The sequence below is a fragment of the Corallococcus sp. bb12-1 genome (genome assembly GCF_026626765.1).
Taxonomy (GTDB): Bacteria; Myxococcota; Myxococcia; order Myxococcales; family Myxococcaceae; genus Corallococcus; species Corallococcus terminator.
The window spans coordinates 271588-295565 of the sequence record NZ_JAPNJZ010000012.1 but is presented as its reverse complement, the minus strand read 5'-3'; the positions used below and the strand labels follow the sequence as shown (position 1 = coordinate 295565).

At 70.7% G+C, this 23978-nt stretch carries 18 protein-coding genes and 1 tRNA gene; 6 read left to right on the top strand and 13 right to left on the bottom strand.

Annotation, left to right across the window (positions count from 1 at the left end; genetic code table 11):
• Positions 1 to 10: 10 nt before the first annotated feature.
• Together OV208_RS16770 and rfbB are read right to left on the bottom strand one after the other, a co-directional pair.
• A complete protein-coding gene (locus tag OV208_RS16770; RefSeq protein WP_267574830.1) occupies positions 11 to 910 on the bottom strand; it encodes an SDR family oxidoreductase in 900 nt (299 codons plus the stop codon).
• A 3-nt stretch (positions 911 to 913) separates the two neighbouring features.
• On the bottom strand, positions 914 to 1939 hold the full coding sequence (gene rfbB / locus OV208_RS16765) for a dTDP-glucose 4,6-dehydratase (RefSeq protein ID WP_267574829.1): 1026 nt from the start codon (positions 1937 to 1939) through the stop codon (positions 914 to 916).
• Between the two features lie 114 nt (positions 1940 to 2053).
• On the opposite strand from rfbB, the gene OV208_RS16760 reads away from it, so the two are divergent.
• From OV208_RS16760 to OV208_RS16735, 6 genes are all read left to right on the top strand, one after another.
• Entirely contained in the window at positions 2054 to 3700 is a 1647-nt protein-coding gene (locus OV208_RS16760) for a glycosyltransferase (RefSeq protein ID WP_267574828.1), read from the top strand.
• Entirely contained in the window at positions 3690 to 4223 is a 534-nt protein-coding gene (locus OV208_RS16755; protein ID WP_267574827.1) for a hypothetical protein, read from the top strand. Before OV208_RS16760 ends, OV208_RS16755 begins: the two co-directional genes overlap by 11 nt.
• A gap of 47 nt (positions 4224 to 4270) precedes the next feature.
• Positions 4271 to 5194, top strand: coding sequence for a class I SAM-dependent methyltransferase (locus OV208_RS16750; RefSeq protein ID WP_267574826.1), 924 nt, complete (start codon positions 4271 to 4273; stop codon positions 5192 to 5194).
• A gap of 67 nt (positions 5195 to 5261) precedes the next feature.
• Positions 5262 to 5960, top strand: coding sequence for a glycosyltransferase family 2 protein (locus tag OV208_RS16745; protein ID WP_267574825.1), 699 nt, complete (start codon positions 5262 to 5264; stop codon positions 5958 to 5960).
• 5 nt (positions 5961 to 5965) lie between these two features.
• On the top strand, positions 5966 to 6370 hold the full coding sequence (locus OV208_RS16740; RefSeq protein WP_267574824.1) for a DUF2304 domain-containing protein: 405 nt from the start codon (positions 5966 to 5968) through the stop codon (positions 6368 to 6370).
• 25 nt (positions 6371 to 6395) lie between these two features.
• Positions 6396 to 7790: a DUF2142 domain-containing protein gene (locus OV208_RS16735; RefSeq protein ID WP_267574823.1), complete on the top strand. Its 1395-nt coding sequence runs from the start codon at positions 6396 to 6398 to the stop codon at positions 7788 to 7790.
• 87 nt (positions 7791 to 7877) lie between these two features.
• Here the strand turns inward: OV208_RS16735 and OV208_RS16730 are convergent, their stop codons facing one another.
• From OV208_RS16730 to OV208_RS16680, 11 genes are all read right to left on the bottom strand, one after another.
• Positions 7878 to 11459, bottom strand: coding sequence for a class I SAM-dependent methyltransferase (locus OV208_RS16730; protein ID WP_267574822.1), 3582 nt, complete (start codon positions 11457 to 11459; stop codon positions 7878 to 7880).
• Between the two features lie 205 nt (positions 11460 to 11664).
• Positions 11665 to 13908, bottom strand: a complete 2244-nt coding sequence (locus tag OV208_RS16725) for a glycosyltransferase family 2 protein (RefSeq protein ID WP_267574821.1) — start codon at positions 13906 to 13908, stop codon at positions 11665 to 11667.
• Positions 13905 to 16178 (bottom strand): glycosyltransferase family 2 protein, encoded by a 2274-nt coding sequence (locus OV208_RS16720; protein ID WP_267574820.1) that lies wholly within the window; start codon positions 16176 to 16178, stop codon positions 13905 to 13907. Before OV208_RS16720 ends, OV208_RS16725 begins: the two co-directional genes overlap by 4 nt.
• 7 nt (positions 16179 to 16185) lie before the next feature.
• Positions 16186 to 17625: a glycosyltransferase family 2 protein gene (locus OV208_RS16715; RefSeq protein WP_267574819.1), complete on the bottom strand. Its 1440-nt coding sequence runs from the start codon at positions 17623 to 17625 to the stop codon at positions 16186 to 16188.
• Positions 17622 to 18473 (bottom strand): glycosyltransferase family 2 protein, encoded by an 852-nt coding sequence (locus tag OV208_RS16710; protein WP_267574818.1) that lies wholly within the window; start codon positions 18471 to 18473, stop codon positions 17622 to 17624. Before OV208_RS16710 ends, OV208_RS16715 begins: the two co-directional genes overlap by 4 nt.
• Positions 18470 to 19780, bottom strand: coding sequence for an ABC transporter ATP-binding protein (locus OV208_RS16705; RefSeq protein WP_267574817.1), 1311 nt, complete (start codon positions 19778 to 19780; stop codon positions 18470 to 18472). Before OV208_RS16705 ends, OV208_RS16710 begins: the two co-directional genes overlap by 4 nt.
• Positions 19777 to 20556 carry an ABC transporter permease gene (locus OV208_RS16700; RefSeq protein ID WP_267574816.1) on the bottom strand — a complete coding sequence of 260 codons (780 nt, stop codon included), beginning with the start codon at positions 20554 to 20556 and terminating at the stop codon, positions 19777 to 19779. The genes OV208_RS16705 and OV208_RS16700 overlap by 4 nt, the downstream gene beginning before the upstream one ends.
• A 180-nt stretch (positions 20557 to 20736) precedes the next feature.
• Positions 20737 to 20811 (bottom strand) — tRNA-Gly (locus tag OV208_RS16695).
• An 87-nt stretch (positions 20812 to 20898) separates the two neighbouring features.
• Positions 20899 to 21588 (bottom strand): CDP-diacylglycerol--glycerol-3-phosphate 3-phosphatidyltransferase, encoded by a 690-nt coding sequence (pgsA, locus tag OV208_RS16690; protein WP_120543389.1) that lies wholly within the window; start codon positions 21586 to 21588, stop codon positions 20899 to 20901.
• Positions 21589 to 21599: 11 nt separating this feature from the next.
• Positions 21600 to 23297 (bottom strand): tetratricopeptide repeat protein, encoded by a 1698-nt coding sequence (locus OV208_RS16685; protein ID WP_267574815.1) that lies wholly within the window; start codon positions 23295 to 23297, stop codon positions 21600 to 21602.
• The gene (locus OV208_RS16680) at positions 23254 to 23943 is read right to left on the bottom strand and encodes a lytic transglycosylase domain-containing protein (RefSeq protein ID WP_267574814.1); all 690 of its coding nucleotides are present in this window, start codon (positions 23941 to 23943) and stop codon (positions 23254 to 23256) included. The genes OV208_RS16685 and OV208_RS16680 overlap by 44 nt, the downstream gene beginning before the upstream one ends.
• Positions 23944 to 23978: the final 35 nt, after the last annotated feature.

Below are 23978 nucleotides of genomic sequence, written 5' to 3'. Positions count from 1 at the left end.
GCGCGGATGATCAAACGGGACGGTTCGCCTTCCACGCCGCGTGGAAGCGCGCCAGCGACTCGGCCAGCGCCAGCGGCTTCGCCTCCAACTGGGCCCGCACCTTGTCCGTCGTCAGGCCACTGCGCAGCGGCCGGGGGCTCGCGAGCTTCAGGTCCGCCATCCGCGTGGGCGTGATGAGCGACGCGTCGAAGCCGAACACCTCGCACAGCGCCCGGCCGAACCCCACCCGGTCGATGACGGTGCCACCACACGTGTTCCACACCCCGCCCAGCCGCCGCACGCCCAGCTCCGCCAGCATCGCGGCCACGCTGTCCGCGAAGCTCGGGGACACCACCTGGTCCTCGAACAGCTTCACCGGCTGCCCCTTCTCCAGCGCGCCCACCAGCCAGGCGCCGAAGTTGGGACGGCCCGCCGCCGGCCAGCCGTACACCACCGCCGTGCGCGCGATGGCGCAGCCCGGAACGAAGGTGCGCGCCGCCTGCTCCGCCATGTGCTTGGTGAGCGCGTACACGCCCTTCGGGTTCGGCAGCGCGTCCTCCGCGTACGGGCCCGCATCCCCGTCGAACACGTAGTCCGTGGACACGTGCACCAGGTGCGCGCCCAGCGCGCGGGCGCCCCGGGCCACCGCCGCCGTGGCGGTGACGTTCGCCGCGAAGGCGGCCTCCGGGTCCTTCTCACACGCGTCCACTTCCGTCATGGACGCGGGGTGGATGATCACCTCGGGCGCGGCGGTGGCGATGGCCGCGGCCACGTCCGCTTCGCGCGTCAGGTCCACTTCCACGTACCGGTGCGTTCCGCCGGTGCGCCGGGGGCCTCGCCCCAGCCCGACCACGTCGTGTCCCTGTTCGGTCAGCAGCGCGCAGACGCGGCTGCCCACCAGACCGTTGGCCCCCGTGACGAGAAGGCGCATGGCCTAGCCCCGCCCCTGGAGACGGGTCTTGTACTGGGTGTCGAAGTACTGGCGGTAGGCGCCGCTCGTCACCCGCTCCCACCACGCGCGGTTCTCCACGTACCACTTCACCGTGTCCGCCAGCCCCTGCTCGAAGGTGTGCTTCGCCTTCCAGCCCAGCTCCGCGCGGATCTTCGCCGGGTCGATGGCGTAGCGCCGGTCATGCCCGGGCCGGTCCGCCACGTACTGGATGAGGGACTCGGGCTTGCCCAGCAGGCCCAGGATGCCCTTGACGATCTCGATGTTGCGACGCTCGGAGCCGCCGCCGATGTTGTAGACCTCGCCGGCCCGGCCCTTCTCCAGCGCCACCAGCAGGCCCTGGCAGTGGTCCTCCACGTGGAGCCAGTCGCGCACGTTGGCGCCGTCGCCGTAGACGGGCAGCGGCTTGTCGTGGAGCGCGTTGACCACCATCAGCGGGATGAGCTTCTCCGGGAACTGGTAGCGGCCGTAGTTGTTCGAGCAGCGCGTCACCACCACGTCCATCTTGAACGTGTGGTGGTACGCCAGCGCGATCAGGTCCGAGCTCGTCTTCGACGCCGAGTACGGGCTGGACGGCTGCAGCGGCGAGGCTTCCGTGAACGCGCCCGTGGGCCCCAGCGAGCCGTACACCTCGTCGGTGGACACCATCAGGAAGCGCTTCACGCCCCTCGCCCGGCTGGCCTCCAGCAACTGCTGGGTGCCCAGGACGTTGGTGGTGACGAAGATCTCCGGCCCCAGGATGGAGCGGTCCACGTGGCTCTCCGCCGCCAGGTGCATCACCGCGTCGATGGAATGTTGCACCAGGAGGTGCTCCACCAGCTCGCGGTTGCCGATGTCGCCGCGCACGAAGACGTGCTGGGGATCCCCCTCCAGGTCGGCGAGCGTCTCGAGGTTGCCGGCGTAGGTGAGCTTGTCGAGGTTGACGATCTTCCAGTCAGGCCGCTCGCGACGCAGGTACTTCACCAGATTGGAGCCGATGAAGCCGCAGCCCCCTGTCACCAGGACGTTCATTGACAAGCCACCACTCGGACGCAGGAGAAAGCGCCCTCCGTAGCGGAGGCAGGGGAGCCCCGTCAAGGCAAGGCCGCGCCCACTTGTCCCCGGTGCGTGCCGGTTGTAAACGCCATGGCCAACGTGAGCCTCTGGAACAGCAAGCGAGGGACCGCCTCCCCGAGCGTCGGGAGGGTCCACCAGCTGGTAGCGCGCCTGGCCTGGGGCGACGCCGTGGGCAATCAGGTGCGCTACCTGCGGGACCTGCTGCGCGGGTGGGGTTTCGCCTCGGAGATCTACGCGGACCAGTGGGACGAGTCCTGCCGCGATCAGGTGCGGCCCGCCCACGACTACCCGCGCGAGGCGGACGCGGACAGCGCGCTGCTCATCCACCACAGCTTCGCGTCGCGGCTCGTCCCCATCGTGGCCCGGGCGAAGGGGCGCAAGGCGCTGCTGTACCACAACGTCACGCCGGCCCGGTTCTTCGAGGGCTCGGACCGCCACGTGGCGAGCGGCTGCACGGTGGCGCGCGAGGAGCTGCGAGCGCTGCGCGACCACGTGACGCACGCCTGGGCCTACTCGCACTTCAGCGCGGAGGAGCTGACCGCCGCGGGCTACCGGGACGCGGCGGTGCTGCCCTTCGCGGTGGACTGGAACGCGTTCAACGTGCCGGCGGATCCCGCGCTCCGGGCGCAGATGGATGACGGGTGCGCGAACATCCTCTTCGTGGGCCGCACCGTGCCCAGCAAACGCCTGGAGGACGTGCTGCGCGTCTTCACCGCGTACCAGCGCCTGTACCAGCCGCGCAGCCGGCTGCTGGTGGCGGGGACGCTGTCCAACAGCGCCCCCTATGACGCCTCCGTGCTCGCGCTGCGCGAGCAACTGGGCCCCGACCGCGTCGTCTTCCTGGGGCGGGTGGATTCGGCCCAGCTGTCCGCGTGCTTCGCCTCCGCCACGGCCTACCTCTCCATGAGCCGCCACGAGGGCTTCGGCGTGCCCCTGCTGGAGGCCATGTACCGGGGCGTGCCCGTGGTGGCGTACGGCGCCGCGGCGGTGCCGGAGACGATGGGCGGCGCGGGCCTCACCACGCTGACGGACGACCCCGTGGAGGTGGCCGGGCTGCTCGCGGTGCTGGAGCGCGACCCGGCCCTGCGAGCGCGGGTGGTGGACGCCCAGCGCGAGCGGCTGGCCCCGTTGAATCAGGAGACGGTCGCCCGACGCTTGCGCGAGGCCCTGGCGCCCTTCCTGGAGGGCCGGGCCCCGGCGCGCGAGAAGCGCGGCCCCGACGGCCCCACGGTGGTGTGCCCGGGCTTCGAAACCGCGCCTGACGCGCCCATGTCCCGCCTTGCGCGCGCCGTGGTGGACCGGCTGCCCGGCGCGAGGCTCTGGACGGTGCGCCGCCAGGTGATGCCGCTGCAACTGGCGCCGAAAGAGGCGCGGAGCGACGGTGCGTCGGTGTGGCACTTCACCCCGGATGAGCCGGCGTCGCGCGAGGGCCAGGACGTGCCCCCGTCCTCGTCCCTGGAGACGGCCGTGTGCTGCGCCACCGGCCCCGTGCTGTTCGCGGGCGCGGATGAAGAGGTGGCGCGGCGGACCGTGACCCGACTCCACTCCCGCACCGTCGCGGGCGGCGTCTGGGAAACCCGCCGCGCGCCGGACGAAGGGGTGCGGCAGGCGCTGGGCGCCCGCCTGTGGGAGCTGTCCCCCGGAGCGGACGTGGACGCGCTCGCGACGGATGTGGCCCAGGCCCTGGAAGCGGGAGGACGCACGCATGCGCGCTGAAGACCTCATCAGCACCCGGCCCACCGCGGAGGAGATCACCGAGTCCCTGCGCCAGCTTCCGACGCCCAGGCCGGACGCCGTGGACGCGCTCCGACAGCGCTTCGCCGCCACCCACGAAAAACCCTCCGCCGCCGCGTGGCCCCCCTTCCTGGAGGGCGCGCGCATCAAGCGCGATGCGCGCTACGCGGACGCGCCGTCGTCCCACCGGCCCGTGGTGGGCCCCGCGCTGGTGATGGCCAAGCGCGCCTTCCGGCTCGCGTTCCAGCCCTTCATCAATGAAGCGCTCCGGCGTCAGGTGGAGTTCAACGAAGCCATCCTGGACGCGCTCGCGCTCATCCATGAACACCAGCGCGTGCATGCGCGCACGCAGACGCTGTGGCGCCAGGAAGTGGAGAAGCGGCTGGAGCAGCTTGACGCCCACCTGCCTCCGAGGACTCCGGAGGTCGAGCCCCCCGCGAAGCCCTCCGGGGAAGACACGGGCGCGCAGCCGCCTCGCGGCAAGTCCAGGCGCCGTGGCCGGTAGCCTCCGGGCATGGACAGACATCGCCTGGCGTCACGAGGAGAGGTAGGGTGTCGGCCACCATGACGTCCCCTGCCTGTCCTGCCTGTGATTCCCAGACGCTCCAGCCGACCTTCCAGGGCGCCCGGCTGGACGTGGAGACCTGCGCACGCTGCGGCCACCGCGCCGCTGCGCACCGCGCTCCGCGCAACACGGCCGACTACCATGCCCAGTACGACAGCGGCGGCTTCATGGACTCGCTGCGCGCCACGCGGCAGCGACAGGCCCGCGCCATCGTCGAGCGCCTGCGCCGCCACGTGCCCCAGCCCGCCCGGCTGCTGGACTTCGGGGCGGGCCGGGGTTGGTTCCTGGAAGGCTGCCGCGACGCGGGCGTGACGGAGCTCGCGGGGGCGGACATCTCCGAGCTGTCCGTGAACCTGCTGCGCGACGCGGGCATCCCTTCCGTGCAGTTGGCCCTGCCCGAAGGGGGACGGTGGCCCCTGCCGCTGGAGGCGCTGCCGTTCCGCCCGCGCATCCTCACGCTGCTGGACGTGGTGGAACACTTCCCGGGCCCCCACCTGGCGGACATGGTGCGCCACCTCGTCGGCCAGCTCGCTCCGGAGCTGGAGTGGGTGGTGCTCAAGGTGCCCGTGGCCAGCGGCCTGCTGTACCGCGTCTCCCGGGTGATGGCCGGCCTGGGCACGCCCCAGCTCCTGGAGCAGTTGTACCAGTGCGGCTCCTTCCCTCCGCACGAGAGCTATTTCACCCGGGCCTCCATGGAGGCCCTGCTGCGGCGCGTGGGCCTGGAACCGGTGGACGCCTTCGGCGACCTGGACTTCGAGGCGGGCAGCCTCGCCGACCGGGCCCACGCCGCACGACGGCTCCCCCGGCCGCTCGTCACCCTGGCAGGCCAGGGACTGGGCGCCGTGGCGGAGGGCCTGCGACTGCAGGACGCCTGGATCTTCATCGCGCGCGTGGGGCAGGCTCGGGCGTAGGGGGTAGGAGGGTTGTTCGGCACGGGTGGTAGACGGTAGAAGCCCCGACGAGACAGGAGTGGGAAGCATGGACACCCGACGGGGCCTCATCGTGTTGCTGGCCTACAACGAAGAGGAATGCATTGGCTCCACGGTGGCGGAGCTGCGTGAAGCCCTGCCGGACCTGGACGTGCTCGTCGTGGATGACGGCTCGCGGGACCAGACGGCGGACCACGCCCGGGCCGCGGGCGCGCACGTCCTCACCCACCCCTTCAACCTGGGCGTCGCCGCGGGCGAGGCGAGCGGCCTGCTCTATGCCTCGCGGCATGGCTACGCGCAGGTCATCCGCATGGACGGCGACGGCCAGCATGACCCCGCGTCCGTCCCCGCCCTGCGCGAAGCGCTCCAGTCCGGCGTGGAGCTCGTCATCGGCAGCCGGTTCGCGGGCGTCACGAGCTTCCGCTCCACGTGGCTGCGCCGCTTTGGCAACCGGTTCATCGCGGGGCTCTTGTCCACGCTGAGCCACCAGCGCATCACCGACCCGACCTCCGGCTTCCGGGGCTTCGGACCCCAGGCCATCCGCTTCTTCGCGCGCACCCACCCCCACGACTACCCGGAACCCGAGAGCGTCCTCATGGCGGCGCGGCAGGGCTTCCGCATCGCGGAGGTGGCCGTGCGCATGCGGCCGCGCCTCACCGGCACCAGCTCGCTGACGCCGTGGAAGTCGGCGTTCTACATGGCGAAGGTGTCCTTCGCCCTGCTCATGGAGCGGGTCCGTCCCGTCTGATGCCCATGCTTCGCTCCAGCCTCATTGGCGTGGCCTTCGCGGCCGCCTTCGCGTTCACGGTGCTGTGGTCGGCCCGGGGCCGGCGCACCAGCGAGCGTCACACCTTCGCGTGGTTGCTCGTCTCGGCGACCATCGCGGGCCTGTCCCTGTGGCGCCACGGCATCGACACGCTGGCGTCGGCCATGGGCATCTACTACGCGCCCTCGGCCCTCTTCTTCCTCGCCCTGTCGGCCCTGATGTGGGTCGTGTACCGGCTGAGCCTCCAGGTGGCGGAGCAGCGCCAGCAGCTCAAGCGGCTGGCGCAGGAGGTGGCCCTGCTCACCTCCGCGGAGCATGAGCGCCTCACGCGCCCCCTGCCCCGCCCCGACTCCGTCCCCGCCGCCGCCCGGCACGACCCCCACGCCGCCTGAGCCTTCGCGGAACGACTTCCCATCCATGCTCGCGTCTTCGCCGACCCCGTCTTCCCTGCGTCCGTTCTTCATCGCGCCCATCAACGTCTTCCTGATCGTGGCCGCCGTGCTGGGCGGGGTGCTGAGCTTCCTCACGCCACCGTTCCAGGTGGCGGACGAACCGGCGCACTTCTACCGCGCGTACCAGGTCTCCGAGGGCCAGTTGACGGCCACGCGGCTGCCGACAGCGTCCGCGGGCGGTCAGCTTCCGCGCAGCGTGATCCAGGTGGCGGAGCACGTGTCGGAGGGCGTCGGGGGCCACGCCAACGTGCGGCAGGACCGGCAGCGCCTGCGCGACGCCATGCACACCGCGCTCGCGCCCCGGGACACCGTGGAGTGGCACTTCGCCGCGTCCGCCATCTACTTCCCGCTGGTGTACTTCCCGCAGTCGCTGGGCATGGCGCCCGCGCGAATCCTGGAGGCGCCGCCGGTGGTGGTGCTGTGGGCGGGCCGGCTGGGCAACGTGCTGGTGGCGCTGGCGCTCACGGCGCTGGCGCTGCGGTTGATGCCCTTCCAGCGGTGGGCCTTCGCGCTGCTGGCGCTCACGCCCATGGTGCTGTTCCAGCGGGCCTCCGTGTCCGCGGATCCCATCACCCTGTCGGCGTGCCTGCTGCTGCTGGCGCTGTCGCTGCACTACACCTTCGCGCACCCGGGGCCGCTCGGGGCGAAGCAGCTGGGCCTGCTGCTCTTGAGCGCGGTGTTCGTGGCCCTGTGCAAGCAGGCCTACCTGCCCCTGTCACTCGTGTTCCTGCTGCTGCCGCTCACCCGGATGGGGACGCCTGGGCGCTATGCGCTGGCCGCCGTCGCCATCGTGGCCGTCCCCGCGCTGCTCCAGTTCGCGTGGTCCAGCACGGTGCGGGACATCTTCCGTCCGAGCGAAGTCGTGGCGCAGGTGGCCCACGTCCGCGCGCACCCCTTCCAGGTGATGGGGGTGCTCGTCTCGGACTTCTGGATGCGACTGCCGGACTTCCTTCATCAGGCGGGCGGCGTGTTCGGCTGGCTGGACACCCCGGTGCCGAGGCCCGCGCTCCTGGGCCTGGGCGCGCTGCTCCTGGGCGTGATGGCGCTGGACGCGGCCCCTTCGCCCACGGTGGGCTGGCGCGTGCGCGTGGTGGCGCTGGGCGTCGCCGTGGCGGGCGTGCTCGCCATCCAGGCCATGCTCTACCTGGCGTGGACGCCCCCGGGGGCGGACCGCGTGGACGGCGTGCAGGGCCGCTACCTGCTGCCCTATGCGCCCCTGTTGGTGGTGGCCCTGGCCCCGCCCGCCTGGGCACCGCGCGCGCTGGCGCGGCTCAAGCCGGTGTTGATCGCCGGCTTCATCCTGCTCTCCGTAGGGGTGACGCTCACCACCGTGTACCAGCGCTACTACGGCGCGGTGTGAGCGGCGGCTCCGGGGCCTGGTGACTTCCAGGCCCCATCCGCTCCAGCGCCGGGCCCCCGGGTGGGCAGCAGGCCCGGCGACTTCACGTCACGACTGTCTGGCCGCGATGGGGCCCGCGTCCCGCTTCCGGGCCGGCGTGCTCACGAGGGCCGTCAGCAGGGCCCGAAGCTCGTCGGCCTGGGTCGCGTAGTCGCGCACGGCGGTACGCCGGGGATTGCGGTAGTGCGCCAGCAGCTCCGGGTGCGCCAGCAGCTCACCCAAGGCGCGACGGAACCCCTCCGGGTCGTTCATCTCCACGAGGTTGCCATTCACGCCCTCGACGATCTCCTCGTCGACGCCCCCCGACGACGTCGTCACCACCCAGACGTCGCGGGCCAGCGCCTCGCGCACCGTCAGCCCGAAGCTCTCCTTGCACTGGGAGGGCATGAGCAGCACGTCGATGCCTTCGAAGAAGGCATCCATCCCCTCCTGATCGTAGGGCGGGACGACTTCCACGCGGCCCGCGATCTTCCAATCCCTGGCATCAATGGAGGATGAGCCCATGCGCAGTTGGATGTCGGTCATCTTCAGGACGTACTGGGACTCCGGCATCGCTTCGAGGATGTCCTTGAGCCAGAAGTAGCCTTTGTGCACGGCGCGGCCGCCCAGGTACGCGAAGCGCAGCGGTGCCTTGTCGCGGCGCTCGGGCCGGGACTGGGACGGCAGGTGCACGCCGTTCTTGTTCACGACGATGCGCTCCGGCGCGATGCCATTGGCGATGTAGAGCTGGCGCTGGAATTCGCTGGGCGTGAGCAGCAGGGCCGCGCCATCCAGCACCTTGCGCAGCGCGAACGTGCGCTTGAAGGTGAAGCGCGTGTCCGCCACGCACTTGGAGCAGACGCGCAGGTCGATTCCCTTCTGGTTGCAGTAGGTGGCGTCCTCCTTGACCATGAACTGCCGCTCGCACAGCCACCACGCGTCGTGCAGGGTGATGGTGTAGGGGATGCCTTCGGCGACGCACGCCGTCGCGAGCGACGCGCTCAGCATCTGGATGGAGTGCAGGTGCACCACGTCCGGCCGCACCGCCTTGAGGACCTGGGTGAAGGTCTCCCCCATGCGCGGGTTCTGGTAGTCGAGCGCGCGGTCGCCACCGTGAGGCAGCTGCGTGGCGATGACGGGCAGGCCCTGCGTCTCGTAGCGCACCACCGCGTAGGGTGGCAGCGGCGAGTTCATGAGGCCAGTGAACACCGTGACGTCGCAGCCCTCCGCCTGGAGCCGGTGCGACAACTGTTCGGCGACGAGCGTGGCCCCGCCGAAGCTCAGGGGCGCGAAGAGGACGTTGGCCTCCAGCACCTTCAGGCGCGGAGGAGACGCGGGCGGCAGGTGCTGGAGGATGGGCTGGAGCCGCTCCGTGGCCACCACCGCCGGGTGGTAGCGCGCCATCACGCTGCGGTGCCCTTCCTCGCCCATCCGCTTGCGCAGGCCTTCGTCCGCCACCAGCGCGGACAGGGCCGCTTCCCACTCCTCGCGGGTCGTGGCGATCATCCCGTTGCGGCCGTGTTCGATGATCTCCCGGAACGGACCCGAGCCCGAGCACACCGCGGGCACGCGGAAGATGGACGCCTCGATGAACTTGATGTTGCTCTTGGCGTCGTTGAAGAGCGTGGCCTCCAGCGGCGCGATGCTGATCTGCCACGACGCGAGCGCGCGCAGGTAGTCCTCGGCATCCAGGAACGGGATGCGGAAGACGCGGTCGGAGACGCGCTCGAATCCCTTGGGCAGCTCCAGGAAGCCGTGGATGGCCAGGCGCACATTCGCGTGGCGCTCCATCACCGCGAGGATGGCGTCCGCCGCGATGGTGAAGTCGGCATCGTGCGTCTTGGTGCCGCTGCCGTAGCCGATGGTGACCGTGCCCGGAGCCACCGAGAACGGCCGCTGCTCCATCTCCCGGGCCAGCGCCAGGATGCCGTCGTCCAGGCAGTTCTCGACGACGTAGACCTTCCCCGGAACGACGCGGGCCATGTGCTCCGCGATGGTCGGCGTGCTGGCGATGGCGTGTTCGCACAGGCTGAGCGCCTTGCGGTAGAGCCTGGCGCCGTTGAGCAGCAGATCGCGCTCGGCCTGGGGCAGCGCCTGCACGTTGGTGTTCCGCTGGTACTCCTCCACGTCGAAGATGAGGTCGTCGACGTCGAAGAAGTGGGGAATGCCCAGGCGCTTCGTCTCCTCCATGACCTCCACGACGGAGGGAAACGCCGGGACCCGGTAGAAGATGACCAGGCCGTGGAACTGGAGCGCCGTCTTGCAGTCGGTGTGGTCGTTCCAGCGCAGGACGGTGACGTCGTAGCCGAGCCGGTGGAACATCGCGACCTTCTGGTCCACGCGGTAGCGCTTGCACTGCGGCAGCGACAGCTCCGCGATGATGAGGACGCGCCGGCCCATGCTCGCCTGCGAGCGCTCCGTCAGCGGCAGGGTCCAGGGTGCCGGGGGTGCCGAGGGGACCGGGGGCATGGCGTGCGCCGGGACGACGGCCGTGGACGCGGCGCTCTTGAGTGCGCGGGCCGTGCGGCGCGCGGTGGGCAGCTTCACCAGCTTCGCGCCCACGAAGTGCAGCGTCCGCTTGCCGCGCTGGTAGAGGTTGCCGCGCCGGGTACCAGGAGGCAGCACGCGCTCGCGCACGGACCAGTACCGGTTGATGGTCTTCCAGGCGAGGCTTCCGGAGATGTGCGCCAGCTGGCTTCCCTGGTGCGACGCCAGCGCGTCGAGCTCCGCGAGGCGCGCGTTCTTGCGCGCCAATTCCTCCTGCAGCATCTGCTGGGACAGGCCCATCCTCGCGAGCCGCCCCTGCTGTTCCCGCAGGTCGGCGGCGGCGCCATGCGCCCGCTGGTTGGAGGCCTCCAGCTCCGCCTGGAGCCGCGCCATCCGCTGCGCACCCTCCGCGACCTGCTGGCTCACCCGGCCGTACTCCGTCCTCAGGGTCTGGCCCTCCAGGAGGAGCGACAGCCGCGCGCCCAGGGCGGCGAAGACCGACTTCACGCGCTCCCGGTCCTCGCCCCGCGTCTCCACCAGCGCGCGCAGGCCCTCCGGCTGCTCCGGCCCCACGGCGAGGACGCCCAGGCCGTGGCCATGGAAGAACTCGAAGGAGGGGTAGCGGCCTTCAATCTCCTCCCACAGCCGCCAGACGCCGAAGTTGCGCTCCCGCACCCGGGTGTCGTGGAAGAGGATGACGCCGCGCGGGCTCATCCGGGGCAGCCACTGTTCGAAGTCCGCCTTCACCTGCTCGTACTCGTGGCAGCCGTCGATGTGGAGCAGGTCGATGGAGCCGTCCGCGAAGGAGTCGGCGGCCTCGGAGAAGGTCTTCTGGTGCAGCTGCGAGAACCCGCTGTAGAGCGGGTCATGGTGCGCGCGCAGGTCCGCGAGCACGTCCGGACCGTAGTACCCGGCATGCGGGTCCCCCTGCCACGTGTCCACCGCGTGGCAGCGGGTCTCCAGCTTCAGCGCGTCCACCGTCTGGCAGAACGCGGAGTACGACACCCCGGTGTGCGTCCCCAGCTCCACCAGTGTCCCGGGCCGGAGCACGTCCACGATGAACATCGCGAACGGGACGTGCTCCACCCACGCGGAGGAGGCCAGCAGCCGCTTCGGGAGCGTCAGGCTGAGAGGATGTTCCAGGGGATTGAGCAGTGGGTGCATGGTCGTGGTGCCGGAAGGCGCGGCCTTCGCGAATGGAAGGCACGCCCCCCTCTCCAGGCGTTGGCGCGGGAGGCGGAGTTTCAAACAGGCGCCTGCCCAATGGTGAACGCCCTTCCATGTCACCACACCTGGGGAGCGTCAAGACTGGCAGGCCGCTCGCTCTCCAGGGAGGGAACCCCTCATGCGGCTTTCTCCAGCGAGCGAATCAACGCACCGGACGCGGGGGCCAGGCGAAGCGCAGGGGGCCGTTTCCCAGTGCGTGGTTGGGGCTGTGGAAGGGGTCGTCGTCCACTGTTTCTTTCCACCGTGCCTTGAACACGGTGGCCGCCGAGGAGGACAGCAGGTCTGCTTCAGGTGACGCGGGGACGGTGGCGTGGATCAACACCGCGTGCGGCGTCCAGACGGTCATCAGACCGTGCGCCGCGAGCCGCAGACACAGGTCCACGTCACGCCAGGGACCGGGCAGGACGCCCGCGTCGAAGCCGCCCACGCGCTCGAAGACGCTCCGTCGCACGGCGAGACACGCCGCGCTCACCGCGGACACCCGCTGCTGCACCGCCGCGCGGCCGACATGGCCGGTGGATTCGCGGGACAGGCCCCGGTACGGACCTCCGGCGACGCCGTCCGCGCCCATGCCCAGCACGAAGCCCGCGTGTTCGACGCGGCCATCCGGCGCGAACAGCTTCGCGCCCACCGCGCCCACCTCCGGCCGCAGGGCCTGCGATACCAGCTCCGCGAGCCAGTCCTCGCTGTCCGGAGACAGGTCCGCGTCGAGGAAGACGAGCACCTCGCCAGGGGCGTCGCGCGCGGCTTCGTTGGCGGACGCGGAGACCCGTTCGGGACTTCCCGAGGCCACGCGCCAGTCCACGTCCCACCCGTCCGCCGTGGCCCGCCAGGCGTCCAGACGGGCCGTGGCCTCGGAGGCGGTCCGGGCCTGGAGGATGACGGTGACGCGGGGCCGGGGTGTGGGCAGCGGATGGCGGACGCGGTGGAGCGAGGCGTTGGGTCCCGGCTCGATGCGCGCACCGGGCTCCGTCCGGTCCAGGTGCTCCTGGAGCGCCCTGCGCGCGGCGGTGCTGGCGTAGCCCTTCTCCCCCACGTCCAGCGCGGTGGAACCGGGGATGGCGCGCCAGTGGTAGAGCACGCGCGGGACGTGCTGGATGCGTTCGGGCGGGGTGCGCTCCACCACGCGCAGGGCCAGGTCGTGGTCCTGACTGCCTTCGAAGCCCACGCGGAAGCCGCCCACCTCGCGCACGCGCTCCGTGCGGTAGACACCCAGATGGCTGATGAGGTTCTGGGTGCGGAACAGGTCCAGGTTGAACGCGGGCTTGAAGTACGGATCGAACCGGCGACCCTGGGGTTCGATCTTGTCCTCGTCGCTGTAGACGACGTCCGCGTCGGGGTGCGCGTTGAGGACTTCCACCACCCGGACCAGGGCATCCTCGGTGAGTTCGTCGTCGTGGTCGAGGAGCGCGATGAACTCGCCGTTGGCCAGCTCCAGCGCGGAGTTGGAGGCCGCGGAGATGTGCCCGTTGGCGGGCCGGACGACGTAGCGGATGCGAGCATCGCGCCGGGCATAGTCCTCCAGCACGGCGCGCACGTGGGGCTGACGGGAGGCGTCGTCCGCGATGCACAGCTCCCAGTGGGGATAGAGCTGCGCGCGCACGGAGTCGATGGCCCGCCGAAGCCAGACCTCCGGCGTGTCGTAGGTGGGCATCAGCACGGACACCCTTGGCTTCCAGGGCAGGGCCTCCACCGTGCGGCGCAGGGACTCGCGGTCCGCGTCGGTGAGCGTGTCGTACTGCGCCACCCAGTCGTCGTAGCTTTCGAGCGAGAGCGTGCCCTGGGACTTCTGGCCCAGCACCCCGTCCACGCCCTGGAGTCCCCCGGTGCGCAGGGCGCCCAGGTAGCGCCGGGCCACCTGGGGAATGCGCTGGGGCTCCCGCGCGAGTCGTAGGGCCAGGGGCCAGGAGGTGCGCAGCGCGGCCTCTGTCCGGCCCACGCGTACGGCACGGACATCGGTGAGGCGGAAGCGCGTGGCGCGGCTGACCGGGCCCAGGCGCAGCGCGAGCACGGCCTCCGGAAGTCGCACGAGGACGCGAGCACGACCGTGGGCATCCAGCGGAAGCCGGATGCTCTGTTCAGCCCCCGCGACGCCCGTGTCCACGACGAGCACGGGCGATGCGGCGCCAGGGGCTTCGGTGCGGAGTCGGAAGGAGAGCTCCGTCCAGCCCGTGGGCAGCGGTGCCGCGTCGGACGTGAGGACCAGGAGGGCACCGGCGCCGTCGGCGTGCCATTCGAAGGGGCCTCCGCTGTCGGCGGTCACTCCCGTGGCTGGCTCGGGCCACAGGTGGACGATGGGCCGCGTCAGGCCCATGCGCACTTCGTGGGCCGCATCCCGCGTCAGGCGGGCCAGCTTCTGGCGCCGGCCTTCAGGCACTTCGCTCATCGGCCCGTTCCTTCCGCATCCGACGGTTCGAAGCACGGATGGCCAAAGGGGTCCCCTCGCGGGGTGCGAGGGTGACGCGCCCAGGCCTCGCGCAGTCGGAGGGCATCTCGTGCGTCGTCGCCACCACCCCGCGCATGGGTCCTCACGAGTCGCGCGTGAGGGGTGTACAGCACGCGAAGGCCCCGAGCGCCCACGCGCAAGCACAGCTCCGCGCCCCGGGCCTCCTCCGACATGAAGGTCTCGTCCCATCCGCTCAGGGACTCCAGCACGTCGCGACGGATCATCGCGCAGGCACAGGAGACGGCCAGCAGGTCTCGCGGCCAGTGCGAACCGCCGAAGTCCCGGAGCGACGGATCCGGCAGCCCCGCGAAGGGCCGCAGCATCTGGCCCTCCGAGCCGAAGCACAGGCCCGCGTGCAGCACGTGCCCGCCAGGGGAAAGGATCCGCGCGCCCACCACGCCCACGTCGGGCCGCAGGGCCTGTGAAGCCAGCTCCGCGAGCCAACCCGGTTCGGTCGGCAGCGTCCCGGCTTCCAGGCTCAGCACCAGCTCCCCGCTCGATGCACGCAGCAGCCTGTTCGCCACGGCGCCGGGAGTCAGCGCATCAGCCACCGAGATGCGCACGACCTTCGCGGAGGAACCGACCGACGACGAAACGTCCACGCTGTCGAGCGTCAGCTCGGCATCCATCAAGGCCCGCGCATCCGTCGATGAACGCCCCGGCCCGTCTCCCTCGGAGACAGGCACGAGCACTTCCACGTCCAGGCTGTCCGTCAGGGCGAGCAGCGATGAGAGTTCGGCCTCGGTGCTCTCACGCGACAACAGCACGGACACGCGTGGGCGATGCGCAATCGGACGGCGGATCCGGTACAGCCCCGGCGCGGCGGTCTCGACCGTCGCGGTCTCCCCCACCCGCTCGAGGTGCGCCGTCACGGCGCGGCGACCGGCCTCGGACGCGGCGGGCTTGGCGCTGGCATCGGTGGCGGTGGAGCCGGGCAACGTGCGCCAGTGGTAGAGCACCTTCGGAATGTGGGCGAAGCGTCTCGTGCGCTCCATCAGGCGCAGCAGCAGCTCATGGTCCTGCGCGCCTTCGAACCCCTGCCGGATGCCGCCAACCTCGCGAAGCAGCGACGTGCGCACCACCAGGAAGTGGCACACGTAGTTCACCGCGCGCAGCAGCTCCGGCGACAGCTCCGGCTTCAGGTAGGGCGCGAAGCGCTGGCCCTCCGAATCCACCTTGTCCTCGTCCGAGTAGAGGACCTCCGTGTCGGGAGCGGACGCCAGGCGCAGCGCCACCTCCGCCAGCGCATGCGGGGCCAGCAGATCATCATGGTCGAGGAACCCGACGTACTCCCCCGTGGCCATGGCCAGCGCGGCGTTCGTCGCGCGAGCGATGCCCTGGTTCTCCGGCAGCCGTTCGAAGCGGATGCGCGCATCCCCGGCGGCGAGCTGTCGCAGCGCGGCGGCGACATCCCCACCCCGCGAGCCATCGTCCACGATGCACAGCTCCCAGTGCGGATAGACCTGCGCCGTCACGGACGCGACGCACGCCTGGAGCACATCGAGCGGCGTCTCCCATGCGGGCGTGACGATGCTGAAGAGGGGCCGCCGTGTCAGCCGTTCGAGCGCGACGGTCGCGGCCCTGATGTCACGTGTCTCCTGTTCGCGGGCAACGCGCGCGTAGGCCTCTGGCGCTGGCATCACCAGGACGGGACGGGCCGCGCCCAGCATGTGCCGCAAGGTCCGGACACAGGCATGGTTGAAGCCAATCTGCCGACGCCACACCTCGCGCCACAACGGAAGCCCCACGGTCCCCGGGGCCTGCATCGCCAGCACGTCACTGCGGGCTTCCAGGGCCTCCAGGGGCCCGCGCACACCGTCGGTCCGCAGGGGCCATTCCGTCCCGGACAGCAACGCCACGAGGGCCTCGTTCCAGGCCCGCTGCTCGCGCAGGCCCGGCGCCGCCGGCAGCCACGTCGCCCGGGCGCCCAGCGGCAAAGGCTCCGCGAGCGGTGCGAGTTCCCTCCGCACGCGCTCCGGCAGCGTCCGCTCCGGGTGCCGCAGGAGCGATGCCAGCAGTCCGTTGAAGCCGACCTGACGCGCAAGCAGCAGCCGCTGCACGGGCCCGAGCCCCACCGTGCCCAGGCGCTTCGCGGTGGTGATGGCCGGGCCCCAGCGAGCCCGATGGGACGGGGGCACATCGAAGCCCAGCACCTGCGTGAAGGCGTCGAGCGGCGGCGGAAGCCCCCCACTGTGGGTGGAGTGGTTCATGGCCGGCTCAGGAGTTGCGGTCGAGCTTGAGCCGGTCCGCCAGCGCCCGCAGCGTGTCGTGGACCCAGGGGATGGCGTGAAGGCGCGCATTCACCCCATCCACGAGGCGGTGGCGGAACTCACGCGCCAGCAGAGCCTCCTCGCGGGCCTGCCCGACCGCGCCGGTCCAGGCGCTCACGCGGCGCAGCAGCCAGGGGTCCGACGCGACGGGGGCCGCACCGACGCCCTGAGCCAGACACGGCCCACGCACTTCACACGAAGCGATGCCGGCGAGGAACACAGGCACGAAGAGCGCACCCAGCCGCACCGCCAGGTCCCCGACCCCTCCACCCTGCCCCACCCCGGTCAGCGGGAAGGGACCGATCCGCGTCCGGTCGATGACCAGCGCGTGGATGAGCTCCGGATGGGTCGCGAAGTGCTGCACCTCCAACTGCTCACCCAGCGGAAACGGCACCTTCGCGCGAACATAGGGCATGGCCCCGGAACCGGACGCCCATTCGGTGCGGAAGGAGCGGGCCACCGCCCAGGCCGCGCTGCCCTCCTGGAGCGCATGGACGAGCCGTGTGTAGTGGCGCGGATACACCAGGCACCGGGCATCCAGGAGCGCCAGGTACTGGCCCCGGGCCTGACGGAAGGCCTCCGCATGCAGGTCGCCCGCCGGAGCACGCACCATGCGCGGCTGGAAGGTGCCCAGCGTCGCGTAGCGCCGCAGCGAGGCTTCGGCGGCGGACAGCTCACCGCCCTCTGGCACCGCGAGCAGGAGCTCCAGCGGCTGCTGCTCCTGACACGCCAACGCGAAGAGGGCTTCATCCAGCGTCGCGGCGGAGGCGCGCGGGTCATGCACGAGCACGACGCTCAGCAGCCCCGGTTCAAGCGCCCGCGCGGGCGCCTCCGGGACGACGGCGTAGAGGCCCTCCTCCACCTGCGTGGACGGAGAGAGCTGGGCCAGCAACGCCCGCAGCGCCTGTTCGGTGTCCTCCGCCAGGGGGGTGGACCTCGACGCGCAGGGCAGGACCTCCCGGTGGGCGATGCGATAGCCCGCGTCGGACAGCCGCCGCAGCATCCCCTGCTCCGAAATGCCGGCGCGCACGGGCGCGGTGCCAAGCCACGTCTCCAGCAGCGCACGGGCCGCGCCCGCGTTGCGCAGTTGGAACAGCACCTCGGCCCGGGGGGCCTCCTGCCGCAGCACCTCCAGCCCGCCGGTCAGCACGTGCGCCACGGCGTCACCGGTGAGCACCACGTGGGACGGTTCGGCGCCCTCGGGCCGCGTCCACCCCGGTCCGGGCTGCTCGCGCACGTCACACCCGTGAGTGCGCAGCGCCGCCGCCAGCGGTGTGGACCCGCCCACCAGGCACACCACCGCCCCGGCGCGCACGCGCGACAGCACCAGCGCGGTCAGCCGCTCCCCGGCGTCGGCTGTGGGAACCGCCTCTGGAATGGCGTTCACCAGCGCCTCCGCGCGAACTCCAGGTGGTGGCCGAACTCAGCGATCCGCGACAAGCGCCACCCCGGGTTCACGACCTCGGGCACGGCGAACGGTTCGCCCCCCAGCGCGGAGTACTCCCGAAGGCGGTCGCGCATGAAGGTGGCGTTGCCGTACTTCGCCCCCAGCAGGGCAGCGCTGCGGCGCACCATCCGCTCCCGCAGCGGACTCTCCTCCCGGGTGACCGTGTAGTGGTGCACCCGCGCCGCCGGTGCCACCCGGACGGACAGCCCCAGGGCTCGCGCGCGCCACGACAGGTCCACGTCCTCGCAGTACATGAAGAAACGCTCGTCGAAGCCCCCCGCCCGGGCATGCAACTTCCGGGTGACGAGCAGCACGCACCCACTGCACCACGGCGTTTCCCCCGTCACCGGATCATAGGGTTTGGGGTGTTCATCCGGGAACAGCCGCGCCTCCACCAGGCCGGTGTCCGGCAGCCGGTCCGCTTCGTGGACCAGTTCGCGCACGCAGTCCGGGTGCAGCACCCCATCCGGGTTCACGCAGATGTAGTGGCGCACCCCGGCCGTCCCGAAGGCCTCCGCCATCAGCCGGTTGTGCGCGCCGCCGAAGCCCAGGTTGTGTCCGGAGTACCGGTAGTCCGCCCGGGCATCCAGCCGCGTCACCACGTCCCGCAGCGAGTCGTCCGGCGAGTTGTCCAGCCACGTCACGCGGAAGCCGGGAGCCCCCACGGCGTCGCGGTTCCACTGGAGCGACGTCCACAACCGCTCCAGCTCCCGCGTCGGGTTCCGGTACAGCACGATGCCCAGCCAGATGCCCGGCTCCCCCCGGCCTGCCGCATCCCGTCTGCTCACGAGCCTACGTCTCGCACCGGCGCCACGCACGCCCCGACGCCCTCCACGACCCAATGGTGCACCGGCCGCGTCACGCCCACGTCCTGGACGCCGGAGCGCACCTCGAAGGCACACGCCGCTTCACGCTTCTGCAGTACCTGCCCGGCCGCATCCCGCACCGTCACCGTGAACGCATAGCGGCCCGCCGTGAGCCCCAGCCGGTCGACGACGAAGCGCACCGACCCGCTGCCCGGCGTCTCCGCCCGGAACGGCACGCGCTCCACGAAGGTGTCCGTGCCGTAGACGACCACGCCGTCCGCGCGCGTCAGCTCCAGGCCGAAGCCCAGCCCCGGCGTGGGCGTCCGCGTGGTGAACCCCACGCACAGCTCCACCCCGTCCTCGGTGTCCACCCACTCCGCCACGGTGCCGTCCCGGCGCAGCAGTCCCACCGCGTCCACCTCCACCGGCGAAGGCGCGGAGGGCGCCGCCGCGAGCGAAGGCAGGGCCCCGCCGTCGGACGCCAGCGCGGGCGACTCCATCGCCATGCCGCGCTCTTCGGCCAGCGCCACCGCGCGCTTGTAGCTCTTGATGACCTCCGCGGGAGGACCGAACTCGCGGATGCGGCCCGCGTCGATCCACGCGCCCAGGTCGCACCAGCGCTCCAGCGTCCCCAGGTCGTGGGTGACGATGACGATGGTCTTCCCGGCCCGCTTGAACTCCGTCATCTTCGCGAGGCTTTTCTTGCCGAAGTGCTCATCGCCCACGGCCAGGATCTCATCGATGATGAGGATGTCCGGGTCCACGTGCGTGGCCACCGAGAACGCCAGCCGCATGTACATGCCGCTGGAGTAGGTGCGCACCGGCTCGTCGATGAAGTCACCCAGCTCGCTGAAGGTGATGATCTCCTCCATCCGGGCCTTCACCTCCGCGCGAGTCATCCCCAGGATGATGCCGTTGATGAGGATGTTCTCCCGGCCGGAGAAGTCCGGGTGGAAGCCCGCGCCCAGGTCCAGGAGCGCGCTGATCCGCCCGTGGATGTCGATGGTGCCCGTCGTCGGCGTGTAGATTCCGCAGATGAGCTTGAGCAGCGTGCTCTTGCCGGAGCCGTTGCGCCCGATGATGCCCACCGTCTTGCCGCGGGGCACCACGAGATCCACGCCCCGGAGCGCTTCGATCATGGACTTGCCGTCCACGTCGCGCTTGCCCCGGAGCATGCGGATCAGCTCCGACTTGATGGTCGTGTATTCGCGCCGGATGGTGCTCTTGCGGAAGCTCTTCACCACGTTCCGCAGCACGATGGCGTCCGGCGACGCGAGGTCGCTGCTCATATGAACTCCGCGAAGTCCTCGCGCCGACGCTCGAAGATGCCGGCGGCCACCCAGAGCAGCCCAAAGGAGATGCCCATCCACATGAGGAGCGGCCCCGGATTGGGAAGACGGTGCTCGTAGAAGATGGCCTGGTAGGACGTCACCATGACCGCCATCGGGTTGAGCAGCACGAGGGGGGCCTGGGCGACTTCAGGCAGCGTGTCCACCCGGAAGAAGACGGGCGTGACGAAGAACCACATGGTCAGGAGGTTGGCGATGATCTGCTGCAGGTCCCGGAACGTCACGTTCAACGCGGACACGATGTAGACCAGCGCCACCGTCATGCTCAGCTGGGTGAGCAGCACCACCGGGAAGGCCACCACATGCCAGGTGGGCACGTAGCCCAGCAGCAGCCCCAGCCCGATCATCAAGGGCAGTGACAGCACGTAGTTGCACAGGTTGGTCACCACCACCGTGGCCGGCAGCACCTGCGCGGGGAACCGCACCTTGGTGAGCAGGTCGCGCCGGTCGCTGATGGCGCTGGCCCCGGCGCCCAGGGACGTGGAGAACCAGATCCACGGCAGCAGGCCCACGAACACGAAGAAGGTGTACCCCTCGATCTTCTGCCGCATGTAGACGGTGAAGAGCAGGGAGTAGACGCCCATCTGCAGCATCGGGTTGAGGAACGTCCACAGGAAGCCGAGCACCGAATTCCGGTACCGCGCCTTGAGCTCCCGTTGGGTCAGGCTGAGCAGGAGGCCCCGGTATTGGTAGAGCTCACGCAGGTTGCGAAGCATGCAGGGCCATCCATACATCATGCGAAGCGGAAGAGGTGAGCAACGGGACCTCCGGGCGCTCGCGGACACGCCCGTCCGGTCGCTCGCCACGGTGCGCCGCGCAAGCCTCGCGTGCACTTCCTGGGAACCACGTCTGGAAAAGAAAAAGGCCCCCTGGTTTCCCAGAGGGCCTTTATTTTTTGGAGCGGGAAAAGGGATTTGAACCCTCGACCCTCGCCTTGGCAAGGCGATGCTCTACCGCTGAGCTATTCCCGCATCAGGACTGCCGTACCGCTTGCTGCTTTCCGTCGGGCGGTGCCGCGCCGGAAGTGAGATGGGGTATACAGAGGGCCGTCGGACCCGTCAAACACTTTTCGCATCCGGATCCGCGCCACCCCTCCGGGCGAGCATCGCCAGGAAGGCGCGGAAGTAGACGACGGCGCTCCACACGGAGAACGCGCTCGACAGGTACACGAGCACCTTGCCCACCTGGTTGTAGTCGACCGTGACGGTCTGGAATCCCAGGTTCAGGGGATGCACGTAGTGGACGCACAGGGAGATGATCCCGACGAGTTGGAGGGACGTCTTCCACTTCCCCTCCTGGCCGGCGGCGATGACCATGCCCTCGCTGGCGGCGATGGTGCGCAGGCCGCTGACGATGAACTCCCGGGCCAGCAGCACGATGACGACCCAGGCGGCGATGCGGCCCAGGCGGACCATCATCACCAGGGCGGCCATGGCGATGAGCTTGTCCGCCAGCGGGTCCATGAACTTGCCCACCACGGTGATGAGGTTCCACTTGCGCGCCAGGTAGCCGTCCACCACGTCGGTGATGGAGGCCACCGCGAACACGAGCCCCGCGAGCAGCGAGTGGAGCGGATCCGCGTCGTAGGTGAGCCAGACGAACAGGGGGATGATGAGGATCCGCCCCAACGTGAGCATGTTGGGCAGGTTCCAGAACTCCTGCACCAGGATGCTGGGACGGCGGTTCGCGCGCTTGCGGGCCCGCTCCTCGCGCTTCTTCTGCTTCCTGAGAGCTCGGTCCGTGGCCATGGGCGCGCTTTCTACCGGACCCCGAGTGCGATGAGGGCAAAACCTTCACCGCCCAACTCCACCGCCGAGCGCAGTGTCTCCCCTCCAGCGGACTGGAGCAGCGGCACCACACGCGGGGTGAGATTTCCCAGCCAGCCCACCAGGTGCGACAGGGGCACCGACACCGGCGCGTCCATCGTCACCGGCACCGAGCGCAGCGGCCCCGACAGGCTCAGCAGCACCCGCCCCTGCCCACGCAGGTGCACGAGGTCCAGATCAGGCGCCAGGTCCGACGGCACGCGGCCGTTCTCGAACACCACCGGCTCCTCGAAGGCGAAGACGCACGCGTCGCGCAGGTAGACGGACTCGTCGTCCAGCACCATGGCCACCAGTTGCCGCGAGGCGGCCGGCTCCAGGTACAGGGTGCCCTGGCCCCGGGCACGCACCATGGCCTGGACGCCCTCACCGAAGGGCTTGTCCGTGGCCCGGCCCCGGAAGCGCTTCATCTCCGGCTGGAAGGTGACCTGTCCCTGCACGGCGATGAGCCCCTCCAGCCGGGTGAGCAGTTCGCCGTTCACCGCCACCGCGACGCTCGCCGGCCCCTGCACGAAGGGTTGATCCGATGACACGCCCAGCAGCACCGCCGTGGGCGCCCACGCGGTGAGCATCGGTGGGTTCACGCCGGGTCCGGATCCGGTCGCGGCGGAGGTCGGCGTCACGGCCAGCGCGGCGCGCACCGACGCGGGGGAACCGCTCACGGCCAGCGCGGCGGAGGTCTCCTCGAAGGCGGTGCCGGGTTCCTCGGAGACTTCAATCTCCTCCGACACTGGGGTCGGGGGCAGTTCGTCGGACACCTCTACGTCCTCACCGGAGGTGTACGCGTCCGTCGCCTCGGCCAGCTCCCGGGCCTCGTCGTCGTCGGAGGCGGTCGAACCGGCGGCGAGGCCTGGCTCTTCTTCCTCTTGAATCGCCGCTCCGGAGGACGAGGACTGGGTGCCCGTGGACGGGCCTTCGTCCTCGTCGAAGCGCAGCTCGTCGTCGGAGGGACGCGGCGGCGGCGTTCCCGCGACGGGAGCGCGGCCCTCCCGGGTCCCAGCGGCGGGAGGCTTCGGGGGGGCCTCGTCGAGGCCGAACTGGGCGCCCCAGTCGTTCTCGCCCGAACCGGTGGAGGCGGCGGACGCGCCCTCCCCTTCGCTGCCTTCCGCGTCGCGCGGACGGGCGGGCGCGGGGGGCCGGCTGAAGCCCTCGCCGGCGATGGCGCGCGACATCTTCTCCGCCATGGCATCGCTGCCGGACAAGAGGAAGTGCTCGCGCGCGCGGCCGTACTCACCCATCTGGGCGAAGGTCAGGCCCAGGTAGTTGTGGGCCTTCTTGTGGTCCGGGGCCAGGTCGGTGGCGGTCTCGAACTCGCGCGCCGCGCGCTGGAGCGCGTTCGTCTTCAGGTAGACGAGCCCCAGGTTGACGCGCAGCGTGGGGTCCACCGGGTTGTCCCGCACGAGCATCTCGTACAGGTCGGCGGCGCGGTCGAAGAGGCCCAGCTTGAAATAGGTCAGGCCCAGGAGATTCTGGGCCTTCTCGTGACGCGGCTGGAGCTGGTGCGCACGCTCCAGGAAGTCCTTCGCTTCAATGACCTTGCCGGCGCCCAGCAGTTCGCTTCCGCGGTAGAGCTGCTGGAGGAACTCCTCGTCAGCGGGGCCCGGCTCCTTCGTCCCCTTCGTGCGCGTCGTCATTCTCGGGTGTGGGCTCACGGCTGCTGGCCTCGGCCTGGGCGAGCCGCTCGCGCTCCTTGTAGTGGTAGTAGAGCTGGACGACCTTGCGCACGTACGCCTGCGTCTCCGCGTACGGCGGCACCTGGCCTCCGTATTTCTTCACGGCCTCAGGCCCGGCGTTGTAGGCGGCGACCATCTTCACCATGTCGCCGTCGAACATGTTGGCCAGCACGCGCAGGTAGCGCACGCCGCCCTCGATGTTCTCCTTCGAGTCGAAGATGTCCTTCACGTACATGTCCGACGCGGTGGCCGGCATGAGCTGCATCAGCCCGCTGGCGCCCTTGTGGCTGAGCGCGTTCGGGTTGAAGTTGCTCTCCGTGTGCATGATGGCGCGCACCAGCGCGGACGGGATGCGGTAGCGCAGGGCCGCCTTGGCGATGTGCGGATCCAGCTCTTCGGGCGTGCGCGAACGGCCCCGCACCGGAGCGCTGGTGGCGGGCGCGGGCGTGAAGGTGCCGGCCAGCTTGCGCGCCTTGCGCGAGCCCGCCGGCGGCACGTTCGTGTAGACGATCGTGCCGTCCTTCTCCACGTAGCTGTAGATGCCGTCGGCGAACGACGCTGCGGGGGCGAGGGTCAGCAGGGCGACAAGGGAGGTGAGGACACGCATGGCGGCGGCCGAAACCTTAGACAACCGCCGGAAAG